Raw genomic sequence first — 14,113 nt, forward strand, 5'->3', positions numbered from 1 at the left:
TCTACTACATAAGGTAGCGTAAATAAATATAAATATGAGAAATGATTAATGAAACGATCATAATTGGGAAACCAACTTTTAGGAAGTCCATGTAGCTAAACTTATGTCCTTCGCGGCTTGCGATACCTGCAACGATTACGTTAGCAGAAGCACCGATTAATGTTCCGTTTCCACCTAGACAAGCACCTAATGCTAATGCCCACCATAATACGTCGACTTGTGCGTCAGAAGGTGATAAACCTAGCCCAACTGCCATATCGTTAATAAGTGGGATCATTGTTGCAACGAATGGAATGTTATCAATCGTTGCCGAGGCGATACCAGATACCCATAAAATAAGGATAGACGCGTAAGAAATATCTCCGCCCGTTATTCCAATTACTTTTTGAGCTAACATTTTGATAAGACCGATATCGATAAGTCCTCCAACTAGTACGAATAGTCCTGCGAAGAAGAAGATTGTTACCCACTCTACACTTGCGAATACCTCTTCAATTTCATGTTCTTTCACACCAATTAGCATAAGTACAGTAGCGCCAGTTAAAGCGATGATAGCTGCATCAACATGGAAGATCGAATGAGTCATGAAACCTACGATTGTAAGTCCAAGTACAGTTAAAGATTTTTTCATTAATACTGGATCTTTAATGTATTGCTTTTCATCTAAACTCATTAATTTCTTAACTTGTACAGGATCAGCAATTAATTGTTTACGGTACATGAAGTAAAGGATTGTCGCTGTAACAGCAATAATAATGATTACGATAGGTGCTAAGTTGAACAAGAACGCATTGAAATCTAAATGCTTATTTGCAGAACCAATCATAATGTTAGGTGGATCACCAATTAATGTTGCTGTTCCTCCAATGTTTGAAAAAATAATTTCAGAAAGTAAATAAGGAACAGGATTTACTTGCAGTATGCGCGTAATAGATAAAGTAACTGGAACAACAAGAAGTACAGTTGTAACGTTATCTAAAAATGCGGAACCAAGTGCAGTAAGTAAGGAAAGTGAAATTAAAATTTTAATTGGATTTCCTTGTGCTCCTTTTGCTGCTTTAATGGCAACGTATTGGAAGACACCCGATTTACTCGTAATATTCACCAGAATCATCATACCGATGAGTAGCGTAATCGTCCCCCATTCAATATGTTTCGTAAAGGCGTTGTGTAAATCAACGACCCCCATAATTACCATAAGTGCTGCGCCAAGAAGTGCGATGACAGCGCGATTAATTTTTTCAGAAATAATAATGGCATATGTAATTAAAAAGACTGCGATAGCAAAATAATACTGCCAGTTTGCGAGCTCTTGCGTTGTTTCGTGCAAAACTCTCATCTCCTTTCATTCACTTTTCTTAGTGTGTCAAAAATGTTCTCGAAGAAACACACATAAAGTCATTATAAAGTAGAAAAATGGAGGATGTAAATGAGAGGGGGTATTTTGTCATATTTTCTGCATTGGTCATTTTTTCTTATTTTTAAAAATATTTGTGGGCATTTGACATATATATAAGATACATCCAATCTGAATATTTAAAATGGAATTAGCATTCGAGCTTGTTCGTGTAGGAGTGTCAAATAGGAAGGAATGACAAAGATGATAAGGAAGGGATCGTATGGATGAACAACGATTTTTATTTTTGGATTTTGAGTTTACGATGCCCCAGCACAGAAAAAAACCAAAAGGATTTTTCCCGGAGATTATTGAGGTAGGACTCGTCTCGGTTGTTGGCTGTAAGGTAGAAGACACGTATTCAGCTCATGTTAGGCCGAAAACTTTTCCTTCTTTAACGGATCGATGTAAGAAATTTTTAGGAATCAAACAAGAAGTCGTAGATAAAGGAATTTCGTTTCCGGAACTCGTTGAAAAACTTGCAGAATATGAAAAGAGATGTAAACCAACCATTGTTACGTGGGGAAATATGGATATGAAAGTGTTGAAACATAATTGTGAAATGGCGGGAGTAGACTTTCCATTCTTAGGACAGTGTCGTGATTTATCACTCGAGTATAAGAAGTTTTTTGGGGAGAGAAATCAAACAGGATTGTGGAAAGCAATTGAGGCGTATGGAAAAGCAGGGACGGGTAAGCATCATTGTGCGCTAGATGATGCGATGACGACGTATAATATTTTTAAATTAGTAGAAAAAGATAAAGAGTATTTAGTGAAACCAGCACCGCCAACATTAGGAGAACTCGTTGATTTTTCAAAAGTGTTAAAGAAAGTGAGTACACAGTAACGACCAAATTGCACAGTATGTAATTTGGTCGTTTTGTTTTTTTAAAGTTTGTAGTCTTTTTTTAACTGTTCTAATGTTTCTAGACTACGAACCGCAAAAGGTGAATCATCTTCAGAAAATGAATTCATTTGAGTTTCTAATGCTAATTTGAGTGACTCTGTATACTCTGGAATTTCCCCTTCATATTTCTTCACCATTTGCTCCGGAATGTTCGTTTGTTCACGGAAAGCTAAAGCGCGTCTTTCATGGAAAAATGGTACGTCAGCTTGTTTTACGTTATGTAAGTCACCTTGCACCGGATGTTTTAAAACAGCTAATACTTTTACGACGTAACTGCCAGGGCGGCTATTTGTAACTTTGCCGATGTATTTTCCAGTTTTATAAATACCAGTAACGATTTCGCCAATTTCAAATGTTTCTCTCATATTTTTCACCTCAAGTTTATAGTAAGGAAAGTGCGCGAAGGAGTCAAAGAAATCATTCTCTTTCGGAACGACCCCTTGAGAATATGAATCGGTTCAACTATAATTTAAAGATATATAACAGAAAATTCTGATGTTTTTCAATCCAATCATAAGGAGTGTTCAATATGATGCCTTTATATTTTCCGGAAGATAAAACAGAATATATTATTCCAGGGATTGTTTGCGTTCTATTTATCATTGGTGCTGTTGCTACGTGGCGTATGTTCATTCGTGTATCAAAACGAGAAGCAGATCGGTTACAGAAAGTTGAAGAAAAACTATTAGCGGAAAAGAAACAGTAACTCATTTTTGTATGTTTCCCTCTATGCTCGGACAATCTAAGGGCAGAATATATTTTGGAGGGAATAGAATGAAAAAACGGCTTTTTTTCAGTTGTTGTTTATTATTTCTGATGGCAGGTTGTGACCAAGGAAAGCCGAAAGAAATTGACGTGAAATTACATAATGCTTCAGGCGATGAAGTGGGGACTGCGAAAGTAGTGCAGCAAACAAGCGGAGTGAAAATTACGGTTAAAGGGGAAGGTTTCGCACCTGGCCCGCACGGCATACATGTACACGAAATTGGTGAGTGTAAAGCGCCAAGATTTGAATCATCTGGGAATCATTTCAATCCTGATAATAAAAAGCATGGTCTTCTTAATCCAAAGGGTGCAGAAAACGGTGATTTACCGAACGTAATTGCAGACAGTTCTGGAAAGATTAAAGCAGAAATCGATGCACCACATATAACGCTTGAAGAAGGAAAAACGACGATTCATAGAAAAGATGGAGCGTCTATTATTATTACAGAAAACGCTGATGATGGTATGACACAACCAGCAGGTAAATCTGGTGATAGAATTGCTTGTGGTGTCATTGTAAAAAAAGCGTCGGATATGAAGAAAAAGTAAAAGCTACCGTGCCTGGTAGCTTTTTTGTGAAACGTAAGTGAAAATATATCAATTTACCTACAAAAGAGTTTAGGATGAAAACGTATGGCGCAGTCTATTTAAAATTTCTTCTAAAACAGATCTTGGACAGCCGATGTTAATTCGAATATGTTCTTCTCCGCCTAATCCGTATTTCTCACCAGGCTCAACGATGATTTTCCCTTTTTCTTCAAGCAGTGTAGTGCGTTCGTTTTGAGAAAGCTGTAGGCGAGAGCAATCAATCCACAATAAAAAACTACCTTCTGGTTTCGTTACAGAAAGAGCAGGTATGTGATTTTTAATATATTCACAAGCGAATTGAGCGTTATCTTCTATATATAATCGAATTTCATTTAGCCAATCGTTGCATTCTGTATAGGCACTTTGCATCGCTGTATAGGCGAATATATTTAATCCGTGGAAGCCTTGTCTATATTGGATAGATGTAAAGGCCTGACGGAGTTTTTCGTTTGGAATAATAATAATCGATGCCTGTAATCCGGCGATATTAAATGTTTTACTCGGAGCCATACAAGTAATGGTGCGTGCTGCTAATTCTTCTGATAAGGAAGCGAATGGTGTATGCGTATGATCTGCGTAGATAATATCGGAATGAATTTCATCCGCGACAACGATTACATTATATTTTGTACATAACGTGCCAAGTTGTGTGAGTTCCTCTTTTGACCAAACACGCCCGATAGGATTGTGAGGACTACAAAGAAGCATGAGTTTGACGCCTTGCTGAAATTGCTTTTCTAAATGCTCGAAGTCTATCGCATATGTATCATTTTGTTTCTGTAATGGACTTACGCATAATTGTCTATTGTTTGTTGTAACCATTTCGAAAAATGGTGGATAAATAGGTGGTTGTACGAGAACGGATTCATTTTCTTTTGTGAAGGCCTGTATGCTCGTACTAAGAGCTGGAACGATTCCGGCGCTAAAGACAATCCATTCTTTTTGAATATCCCAGTTATACTGTTTTTTTGTCCAGTTACAAATAATATCTCCAATATTTTCGGGAGGAAGTGTGTAGCCGAAAATAGGATGCTCGATACGTGTCTTTAAAGCAGTTTGAATTGGTTGTGGTACTTCAAAATCCATATCAGCAATCCAAGCATGGATAAGCTCTTCGTTTTTATATGTATCCCATTTTGTACTATGAGTTCCACGTCGATTGACTGTTTTATGAAATAGTTGCATAAGTTTGCCCCCTTCTTCTGTAAAACCGATAAGTTATGAAAGTTCTCTCTCTTCTTATAGAATAGCTGATGTGATAGGATAAAGAAAAGTATTAAAAAGTGAAAAGGCGGGAAGCGAATGGGTACATATGAAAAGATGATAGAGGTTGTGAAGAATTGGGATCCGTTTCAAATGGGACCGGAGTTTTATGAAACAGAAGCGAGCGATGTTGTGAACGTCGTAAGTGTGTTTGATGATTCGAAATACATCGCAAAGAAGATTCAACATATATACTTTATGTCTTTTGAGGAAGTACCTGCGCTTGAAAAATGTGAGAGGTTAGCTGTGGAATTACTTGTAATAAAAGAAGGTGGAAGTTGTTCATTGTAGGCTGTCGGAATTTCCGACAGCCTTTTACATTATTGCGCAGAAAAAGCGATGATTTCTTCATAAACGTTTTCAGGTTTTTCTTCAGGGAGTAAATGCCCTGTGTTTTCGTAAGAAATAAATTTTGAATTCGGTAAATCTTTGTGTAGTCGATGACCTACATGTACAGGGACGACGCGATCTTTTTCACCCCAAATGAGTAGTGTAGGTGTTTCGATTTTTTGTAATTCAGCTGAAGATAAGTCACCTTCACGATCTCGTATCATACGAGTTAAAGCGGGGAATATACGATTGTCATAAAAAGGAGCAGAGTAGCCTTCCTTCATTTCATCGTCAATTAATGAGTGATCATGAACGACATTCATTAAGTTATGAACGATGCCGCGCCGAATAATCCAGTTCTTTACGTATAAATGAAAGAACGGTAAGTAAGAAGAGTACAGTAAAGGTAAGGTTGCGCGTGCTAAATAGCTAGAGCTACATAGTAAAATCGTCTTTGAGATTAATTCAGGGCGTATACGGTTTACATAAAGGGAAATTTGTCCACCCATAGAATGCCCAACTAACACAATATTTGGGAGAGATAAATGTTCAATTAAATCGATAATAACCGTTGCCAAATTGTGATAAGAATACTTAAACAGATGAGACTTATCGCTTTTTCCGAATGGTGGCAAATCAAGAGCCAGTACTGTTCCTGCTTTCGATAATAAAGGAATGAGGCGGCGGTAACTGAATGAGGAAGATAAAAAGCCGTGAACGAGTACGAAAGTAGGACGTTCCGTTTTATTGTCATGTTCATACAATTCGTAATGAATAGTAGTGCCGCGAGTGGAAAAAGTGAAATAAGGACAAGTATATTCGTGATTCATTTTTTGTCACTCCATTGATTTTTGTTCATATCATCTCCAAGGAAGAAGAAAATATGTTAACAAAAAAAGGCAAGATGACGATGTCATCTTGCCTTTCGCTTATTCAGTATTATCCGCGAACAATATTAGGCGGTGTTTTTCCTTGTAACCCTGCAACTAAATTTTCAGCGGCTGTCATAGCCATTTGCTGCCTAGTTTTTAATGTTGCAGATCCGATGTGCGGTAAAGTCACAACGTTTTGTAATGATAAGAGCGGATTATCTTTTTGAATCGGCTCTTGTGTAAACGTATCGATGCCTGCTGCAAAGATTTTCTTTTCGGTTAACGCATGGATTAACGCTTCTTCATCTACTGTTTTTCCGCGAGAAGCATTAATGAAGATTGCTGTTTCTTTCATTAATGAAAATTCCTTTTCTCCAATAAGATGATACGTTTCATCTGTTAGTGGAGTAAGAAGGACAATAAAGTCAGATTGTTTTAGTAGCGTCTGTAAATCACAATATGTAGCATCGAATTTTTGCTCTGCTTCTTCTTTACGGCGACGATTATAATAAAGAACATTCATATCAAATCCGAATTTCGCTCGTTTTGCAACGGCTTCACCAATTCGTCCCATCCCGATAATACCGATTGTACTATGGTGTACATCCAGCCCGAAGTGCTCTTTTCCAATTTCGGCATTCCATTCGCCATTTTTTACGTAAGAGTCGAGTTCGCAGACGCGGCGACCAGCAGATAGCATAAGAGCGAAAACGAGATCAGCTACTGTATCATCTAGTACGTATGGTGTATTCGTTCCGATGACATTATGCTTTTCCATCGCTTCTAAATCAAAATTATCGTAACCGACAGAAATGTTGCTTACTACTTTTAAGTTAGGAGCTACATCTAATAATTCTTCATTAATAGCAGATCCAAAATTTAATAAACCATCTTTATCTTGTATTTTCTCCAATAGAACATCGCGAGGTACTTTCTCATTTTGCTCCCATTTATCATAATCACAGTGTTCTGATAAATATTTTTCTACAAATGTTGGAACTGGTTCGGCAATATAAATTTTTGGTTTCACGGTTCCATCCCCTTTCGCTTTATCACGCATTTTTCCGCTGATTAAAGTTTCACTTTATTTTGACATAATTCACTAAAAAAATCTTCTTTTCAAACTGGAAAGGGTATTTGTATAATTTAGACACAAAGGAAAAGGAAGGATGATTTATATGGTGACAGAAAAGGAATTAGAATTATTAGCTTGTCTTGAAAAAAGTAGTCGATTAACTGTAGATACATTAGCGAAGCTGTTAAATATAGAAGTAGAAGAAGTAAAGAAAATGGTGGAGAAATTAGAAGCGGAAAAGATTATCGTGGATTATGTAACACATATCGATTGGACGAAGGTGAAAGAACATACAGGTTTAACGGCGATGATCGATGTGAAAGTTACGCCAAAGCGCGGCGTTGGGTTCGATGCGGTTGCTGAACAAATTTATCGTTATTCAGAAGTGAAATCTGTGTATTTAATGTCAGGGACATATGATCTTTCTATTACATTAGAAGGAAAGACAATGGGAGAAGTAGCGATGTTTGTTTCTGAGAAATTAGCAACAATTGAATCTGTCGTTTCTACAACAACACATTTCATTTTGAAGAAGTATAAACATGAGGGAATTATTTATGAAAAAAACGATGATGATAAGCGGATTGTGGTGACACCATGAAGCAATTTGAACTATCTAGAGCAGCAGAATCTTTACAACCATCAGGTATTCGAAAGTTTTTCGATTTAGCAGCGAATATGAAAGGTGTTATTTCTCTTGGAGTAGGAGAGCCTGACTTTGTTACACCTTGGAATGTAAGGCAAGCATGTATCCGTTCTTTAGAACAAGGATATACGTCCTATACAGCAAATGCAGGATTATTGGAGCTCCGTCAAGAAATAGCAAAGTATCTAAAAAAACAATTTGCAGTATCTTATGATCCAAATGATGAAATCATTGTTACAGTTGGAGCGAGTCAGGCGTTAGATGTAGCGATGCGTGCCATTATAAATCCTGATGATGAAGTACTCATTATTGAACCAAGTTTTGTTTCTTATGCACCGCTTGTGACATTAGCTGGAGGAGTTCCGGTTCCTGTGGCGACTACTTTAGAAAATGAGTTTAAAGTACAACCAGAACAAATTGAAGCAGCTATTACAGCGAAAACAAAGGCAATTTTACTTTGTTCACCAAATAACCCAACAGGTGCGATGTTAAATAAATCCGAGCTTGAAGAAATAGCAGTGATCGTTGAAAAATACAATTTAATCGTATTATCTGATGAAATTTATGCAGAGCTTGTATACGACGAAGTATATACAAGTTTCGCGAGTATTAAAAATATGCGTGAGCATACGATTTTAATTTCAGGATTTTCAAAAGGATTTGCGATGACAGGATGGCGCCTCGGTATGATTGCAGCTCCTGTTCATTTTTCAGAATTAATGCTCAAAATCCACCAATATTCCATGATGTGTGCACCGACGATGTCTCAGTTCGCAGCACTCGAAGCGTTACGCGCGGGGAATGATGAAGTAATTCGAATGAGAGATAGTTATAAGAAACGACGTAATTTTATGACGACATCATTCAATGAAATGGGATTAACATGCCATGTACCGGGCGGAGCGTTTTATGTCTTTCCTTCCATTTCTTCAACTGGATTATCTTCAGCGGAATTTGCAGAACAGTTATTATTAGAAGAAAAAGTGGCCGTTGTACCTGGAAGTGTATTTGGCGAAAGTGGTGAAGGATTTATTCGTTGCTCGTATGCAACATCGCTTGAACAACTAATGGAAGCAATGAAGAGAATGGAACGGTTTATAGAAAATAAAAAAAGGACAAAACGTAATACGTTTTGTCCATAAAAGGGGGGGAATACTAGAAAGCCATGTGTTAGTATTCTATCCCAATATTGGAGAATTATACGTACTACAGGAAATTTTTCGTTAATTTTGAATGAGTTCTGTCATAGTGGTATAATTTACTAATATAAGGTATGCGTATCCTGAGTCGCTTTACTTAGGGTATGTACTAACTAATCGGATATTTAACAATAAATCATCTGCTTTGCTATCTACAATTGTAGAGAAAATGGTAAACGTATGGGAGTGTTTCATATGTCAGAACAATATACAACAGGAGTGGTTGTAACAGGGAAAGTGACTGGGATTCAAGATTACGGTGCATTTGTAGCATTAGATGCAGAAACACAAGGGCTTGTGCATATATCTGAAATTACAAATGGATATGTAAAGGATATTCATGACTTTTTAAAAGTCGGCGATACAGTAGAAGTAAAAGTACTTTCAATTGATGAAGAACACAGAAAAATGAGTTTATCGTTAAAAGCGGCGAAAAGAAAGCAAGGACGGATTCTTATACCGAATCCATCTGAGAACGGATTTAATACGCTGCGAGAAAAGCTAACAGAATGGATTGAAGAGTCCGAGTTAACAAAGTAAAAGAGGAGCGCATATGAGCGTTCCTCTTTTACTTTGTCTTATGATATATATTTGCAAATATGATTGCATGCAATCATATTCGTATGTCGGAGGTGAAATAAAGACATACTGACTAGTGGATTTCGTTCGTTTCTGGGTGAGTACCAAGATTTTCTGATGGTTTAAAGAGTAAACCAAGATTGATAAGCCCAGAAATACCGACGATGCCGTAAATAATACGTGAAAGAGCTGAGTTTTGTCCACCGAAAATGGCTGCCACTAAGTCAAACTGGAAGAACCCGATTAGTCCCCAGTTTACAGCACCAATTACAGTAAAGACTAATGCGATACGTTGCAGAGTACTCATGAAAAAGCCCCCCTTAATTGTGAAGCATGAGCAAGCGATGAGTTAATTAACTCTTTTATAGAATGGGGTAGTTATGTTGTTTTTATACATAAAAAATATAAGAAAAAGGATGTATATACATCTATACCGAAAAATGCGAATTTTTATGCAAAAAATGAACTTTTTCTAAAAAATATATATTGGTTACGTTTACAATTGTTGAATCGCTTGATTTACAACTTCAGTTTCGCTAAAGTGAATACAGAAATACATATACATTATTGGAGGGAAAAAGATGAGTACACATGTAACGTTCGACTATTCTAAAGCGTTATCCTTCATCGGTGAACATGAAATCACTTATTTACGTGATGCAGTGAAAGTAACACATCACGCAATCCACGAAAAAACTGGAGCTGGGAACGATTTCCTTGGGTGGGTAGACCTTCCGCTTCAATATGACAAAGAAGAATTTGCTCGCATTCAAAAATGCGCAGAAAAAATTAAAAATGACTCTGACATTTTACTTGTTGTAGGTATCGGTGGTTCTTACCTAGGAGCACGTGCAGCAATCGAGATGTTAAATCATTCTTTCTACAACACGCTATCTAAAGAACAACGTAAAACTCCACAAGTGCTATTTGTTGGACAAAACATTAGCTCCACTTACATGAAAGATTTAATGGACGTATTAGAAGGTAAAGACTTCTCTATTAACGTTATTTCCAAATCAGGTACAACAACAGAGCCGGCACTAGCATTCCGTATTTTCCGTAAGTTATTAGAAGAAAAGTATGGACAAGAAGAGGCTCGCAAACGTATTTATGCAACGACAGATAAAGCACGTGGTGCATTAAAAACATTAGCTGATAACGAAGGTTACGAAACATTCGTTATTCCAGATGATGTTGGAGGACGTTTCTCTGTATTAACGCCAGTTGGTTTATTACCAATCGCAGTAAGTGGCTTAAATATTGAAGAGATGATGAAAGGTGCAGCTGCTGGTCATGGTGACTTCGGTGCATCAGAGCTAGAAGAAAACCCAGCTTACCAATATGCAGCAGTTCGTAACGCTTTATACAATAAAGGAAAAACAATTGAAATGCTTGTTAACTATGAGCCAGCACTTCAATACTTCTCTGAGTGGTGGAAACAGTTATTTGGTGAAAGTGAAGGAAAAGATCAAAAAGGTATTTTCCCATCTTCAGCAAACTTCTCAACTGACTTACACTCATTAGGTCAATACGTTCAAGAAGGTCGTCGTGACTTATTCGAAACAGTTCTGAAAGTAGGTAAATCTACGCATGAACTAACAATCGAATCAGAAGAAAACGATTTAGATGGATTAAACTACCTTGCTGGTGAAACTGTAGACTTCGTAAACACAAAAGCATACGAAGGTACATTACTTGCACATAGCGATGGTGGAGTACCAAACTTAATCGTAAATATCCCTGAATTAAATGAGTACACATTCGGTTACCTTGTATACTTCTTCGAAAAAGCATGTGCGATGAGCGGCTACTTATTAGGCGTAAATCCATTTGATCAACCAGGAGTAGAAGCATACAAGAAAAACATGTTTGCTTTACTTGGTAAACCAGGATTTGAAGAGTTAAAAGCAGAATTAGAAGAGCGTTTAAAATAATAAAAAGCGACCGGATTCCGGTCGCTTTTTATTATTTAATTGAAAAGTCCATCGGTATATTCAAACTAGAGTGGGTATGCTAAAGAAAAAGTCTAGGAGGGATGGGCTTGATTCCGCTTCAATCCAATTTAGAAGGACGTACATATGCGTTATATAAGTTAGAAGAGATAATGAAGCCGCTTGGGTATAACATTGGTGGCAATTGGGATTACGATAAAGGGTGCTTCGATTATAAAATCGATGAAGAAGATGGTTATCAATTTTTACGAGTGCCATTTACAGCAGTGAATGGCGAATTAGATGTGCCGGGCGTAATCGTCCGTCTTGAAACACCGTATATTCTTTCTCACGTATATCAAGACGAACTAGATGATCATGTAAATACTTTAGCAGCCGGAACGAGTGGAATGGATCAATTTGCTGAGCCGAAAGATCCAGATGGAGATGTGAAAAGAAAATATATCAATATTGGGAAAGTGCTCATACAAGAACTAGAGCGTCATTTTATTAATGGTGAATAACAATGAGTATGTCGCTTTCAATGAGAATAAAGGAATGGACTGGATTAATCATATATTGTTCGTCGCGCTTTATACCTAGTAATAGAATGTTTTGCTTTAAAAGAGTATAGCTGCAATTTGCGAAAGTTTGTCCTGTGCAGGAAGGAGAAAGCTCCATCAGTTGTAATTTATTATCAGAGATTTCATCGTAAAGTGAGAATAGTACACCTGAAATGGAAGGGAATAAAAGAGAAGCGGTAAGTACATAGCTCGTTAATTTATTTCCTTCTATAATTTCTGATACACCAGCTCTTGTTGCATTTTGTATTTGTTCAGAAGTAAGAAGTTCAGCGATGCAATGAATGTTTGGATTGAGTCCTTTTGCAGTTAAAATATTTAAAATGGACTGTGTATCTGCTAAGCTTTCATTTTTTTCTTTATCAGCTGTTATTAATATAGTGTGTGCTGTTGTAATATTAGCTTTTAATAAAGTTTGATCGTGATGGGGGCACCCCTTTATAAATTCTAAATGATGAAATGGTTTTGGAAGTAAAGAAAGTGTTTCATCAATTAAAACGATATCAAGATTCGGTTGTAAAACATGCATTTGTTTGACAACATGCTTTGCCCGTTCGTTCCATCCTACAATAATCATATGTCCGTTAGAAGTTGCAGCTTCTTCTCCTTTAATCTTCATATATTGTTTACTAATCATTTCAGTAGCGAACAAAACCATATAATAAGAACAAAACCCGGTTCCTAATAAAATAATACCCATACCGATAAGTTTGCCTATTAGTGTATGTGGGGCAAAGTCACCATAGCCAACGGTGAAGATAGTAACGATTGACCACCAAATTCCATCAAACCATGTGGTGAAGTGCGATGGTTCTAATCTATGTATAAGAAATCCGGAAAAAGCAGTAAGTACAACAATAAAGCAAATTAAACGAAAAATAATGGAATCACGAAATGTATCTACTAAATTTGGACGGGATTTCAAACTCTTATTCCTCCTTACTTTGCAGGACTACATTCATTGTTACCATTATAGAAAAAAGAAAAACTCTCTAATTGAAAAGAGAGTTTTTTACATTACATACTTTCCACTTCAGTTTGTTGAACACTTTCAAGATGCTGGAGGGCGTAGTAAACATCAGCAGTATGTCTTTTTTGATCGATACATAATTTCAAATGCAAATAGTGCGAGCCGTTCTCTAATGTTTTGAGCTTCATATTCTTAACTTTTATATCCATTTCTTTTATTTCTTCAATTACAATTGGGATATTGTCCATATTTCGCACAACAAGTTTTACTGCGATATCACGTTGACGAAATGATCTTGGTCCTACAAATTTCATTGTTAATGGTATAAGTTCGACACTAATCATAAGGAAACACATTCCAAAAATCGCTTCGATATAGAATCCGGCTCCAACAGCAATACCAATACCGGAAGCACCCCAGATCATAGCAGCAGTCGTTAGCCCTGCAATACTATCGTTTCCTCTTCGTAAAATAACACCAGCACCTAAAAAACCAATCCCTGATACAATTTGCGCGGCAAGTCGAAGTGGATCCATATTCATATGATCAGTATGTGGTAAATTGTAAGCCGCTTTAATAGAAACAATCGTCAGGAGGCAACTAATGATAGAAATAACTAAACAAGTTTTTAAACCAAGTGGTTTCCGTTTTAATTCGCGCTCTAAACCGATGGCGAATCCTAAAATAGCCGAGAGACCTAGTTTGATTAATAAATCGGTATAGTCCATATGTATTCCTCCTTGTATGATATGGTATATGAATAAAACATTTATTATAGAAAGAAATGTTTTTGGGTAGAGTGACTTTATATAGAATATATGTAGGAATCCCTTAGAAATGAAAGAGATATTTCGTTTAAGTATATGATATTAAAAAAGAAATGTAGTTAATTTAAAAAAAGTTTATAAAAGGTGTTGCATTTCATTTTTCACCATGATATATTAATAACCGTCGCTGATGCGGAAACGCAGAAAACGACAAAAAAGAAATTGAAAAACTTAGTTGACATCG

The 14,113-nt window shown here is 36.7% G+C and carries 17 protein-coding genes; 9 read left to right on the top strand and 8 right to left on the bottom strand.

Going from position 1 to position 14,113, the window contains the following annotated elements:
* Window positions 1–4: 4 nt before the first annotated feature.
* Window positions 5–1,330 (bottom strand): ArsB/NhaD family transporter, encoded by a 1,326-nt coding sequence (locus BAQ44_RS28220; RefSeq protein ID WP_071725008.1) that lies wholly within the window; start codon window positions 1,328–1,330, stop codon window positions 5–7.
* 289 nt (window positions 1,331–1,619) lie between these two features.
* On the opposite strand from BAQ44_RS28220, the gene kapD reads away from it, so the two are divergent.
* Window positions 1,620–2,243: a 3'-5' exonuclease KapD gene (gene kapD, locus BAQ44_RS28225; protein WP_061680142.1), complete on the top strand. Its 624-nt coding sequence runs from the start codon at window positions 1,620–1,622 to the stop codon at window positions 2,241–2,243.
* Between the two features lie 41 nt (window positions 2,244–2,284).
* On the opposite strand, the gene kapB is transcribed toward kapD, so the two are convergent.
* Window positions 2,285–2,668, bottom strand: coding sequence for a kinase-associated lipoprotein KapB (kapB, locus tag BAQ44_RS28230; protein WP_071725011.1), 384 nt, complete (start codon window positions 2,666–2,668; stop codon window positions 2,285–2,287).
* 164 nt (window positions 2,669–2,832) lie between these two features.
* Here kapB and BAQ44_RS31245 point away from each other — a divergent pair, with 164 nt between their 5' ends.
* A complete protein-coding gene (locus BAQ44_RS31245) occupies window positions 2,833–3,009 on the top strand; it encodes a hypothetical protein (RefSeq protein WP_000982762.1) in 177 nt (58 codons plus the stop codon).
* Between the two features lie 68 nt (window positions 3,010–3,077).
* Entirely contained in the window at window positions 3,078–3,617 is a 540-nt protein-coding gene (gene sodC / locus BAQ44_RS28240) for a superoxide dismutase [Cu-Zn] (RefSeq protein ID WP_071725013.1), read from the top strand.
* Between the two features lie 69 nt (window positions 3,618–3,686).
* Here sodC and BAQ44_RS28245 read toward each other — a convergent pair whose 3' ends face one another.
* On the bottom strand, window positions 3,687–4,841 hold the full coding sequence (locus tag BAQ44_RS28245) for a MalY/PatB family protein (RefSeq protein ID WP_071725014.1): 1,155 nt from the start codon (window positions 4,839–4,841) through the stop codon (window positions 3,687–3,689).
* A 117-nt stretch (window positions 4,842–4,958) separates the two neighbouring features.
* On the opposite strand from BAQ44_RS28245, the gene BAQ44_RS28250 reads away from it, so the two are divergent.
* Window positions 4,959–5,210 carry a YugE family protein gene (locus BAQ44_RS28250; RefSeq protein WP_071725016.1) on the top strand — a complete coding sequence of 84 codons (252 nt, stop codon included), beginning with the start codon at window positions 4,959–4,961 and terminating at the stop codon, window positions 5,208–5,210.
* Window positions 5,211–5,239: 29 nt separating this feature from the next.
* Here BAQ44_RS28250 and BAQ44_RS28255 read toward each other — a convergent pair whose 3' ends face one another.
* Both BAQ44_RS28255 and BAQ44_RS28260 read right to left on the bottom strand, forming a co-directional pair.
* Window positions 5,240–6,079 carry an alpha/beta fold hydrolase gene (locus BAQ44_RS28255; RefSeq protein WP_071725018.1) on the bottom strand — a complete coding sequence of 280 codons (840 nt, stop codon included), beginning with the start codon at window positions 6,077–6,079 and terminating at the stop codon, window positions 5,240–5,242.
* A gap of 109 nt (window positions 6,080–6,188) precedes the next feature.
* Entirely contained in the window at window positions 6,189–7,181 is a 993-nt protein-coding gene (locus tag BAQ44_RS28260; RefSeq protein WP_071725019.1) for a 2-hydroxyacid dehydrogenase, read from the bottom strand.
* A 118-nt stretch (window positions 7,182–7,299) separates the two neighbouring features.
* Here BAQ44_RS28260 and BAQ44_RS28265 point away from each other — a divergent pair, with 118 nt between their 5' ends.
* The 3 genes from BAQ44_RS28265 (at window position 7,300) to yugI (ending at window position 9,581) form a co-directional block, all read left to right on the top strand.
* Window positions 7,300–7,797, top strand: coding sequence for an Lrp/AsnC family transcriptional regulator (locus BAQ44_RS28265; protein ID WP_061680264.1), 498 nt, complete (start codon window positions 7,300–7,302; stop codon window positions 7,795–7,797).
* Window positions 7,794–8,984, top strand: a complete 1,191-nt coding sequence (locus BAQ44_RS28270; protein ID WP_063260548.1) for an aminotransferase — start codon at window positions 7,794–7,796, stop codon at window positions 8,982–8,984. Before BAQ44_RS28265 ends, BAQ44_RS28270 begins: the two co-directional genes overlap by 4 nt.
* A gap of 252 nt (window positions 8,985–9,236) precedes the next feature.
* Window positions 9,237–9,581 carry a S1 domain-containing post-transcriptional regulator GSP13 gene (yugI, locus tag BAQ44_RS28275; protein WP_000003765.1) on the top strand — a complete coding sequence of 115 codons (345 nt, stop codon included), beginning with the start codon at window positions 9,237–9,239 and terminating at the stop codon, window positions 9,579–9,581.
* A gap of 112 nt (window positions 9,582–9,693) precedes the next feature.
* Here the strand turns inward: yugI and BAQ44_RS28280 are convergent, their stop codons facing one another.
* Entirely contained in the window at window positions 9,694–9,927 is a 234-nt protein-coding gene (locus tag BAQ44_RS28280; RefSeq protein ID WP_048542215.1) for a DUF378 domain-containing protein, read from the bottom strand.
* A 274-nt stretch (window positions 9,928–10,201) separates the two neighbouring features.
* Here BAQ44_RS28280 and BAQ44_RS28290 point away from each other — a divergent pair, with 274 nt between their 5' ends.
* Window positions 10,202–11,554, top strand: coding sequence for a glucose-6-phosphate isomerase (locus BAQ44_RS28290; RefSeq protein ID WP_061680266.1), 1,353 nt, complete (start codon window positions 10,202–10,204; stop codon window positions 11,552–11,554).
* Between the two features lie 107 nt (window positions 11,555–11,661).
* Window positions 11,662–12,075: a YugN-like family protein gene (locus tag BAQ44_RS28295; protein WP_071725024.1), complete on the top strand. Its 414-nt coding sequence runs from the start codon at window positions 11,662–11,664 to the stop codon at window positions 12,073–12,075.
* Here the strand turns inward: BAQ44_RS28295 and BAQ44_RS28300 are convergent.
* Window positions 12,062–13,057 (bottom strand): potassium channel family protein, encoded by a 996-nt coding sequence (locus tag BAQ44_RS28300; protein ID WP_071725026.1) that lies wholly within the window; start codon window positions 13,055–13,057, stop codon window positions 12,062–12,064. The genes BAQ44_RS28295 and BAQ44_RS28300 overlap by 14 nt on opposite strands.
* Window positions 13,058–13,149: 92 nt before the next feature.
* Window positions 13,150–13,830 (bottom strand): MgtC/SapB family protein, encoded by a 681-nt coding sequence (locus tag BAQ44_RS28305; protein WP_063260549.1) that lies wholly within the window; start codon window positions 13,828–13,830, stop codon window positions 13,150–13,152.
* Between the last annotated feature and the right edge of the window lie 283 nt (window positions 13,831–14,113).

The organism is Bacillus mobilis (assembly GCF_001884045.1).
Classification (GTDB): domain Bacteria; phylum Bacillota; class Bacilli; order Bacillales; family Bacillaceae_G; genus Bacillus_A; species Bacillus_A mobilis.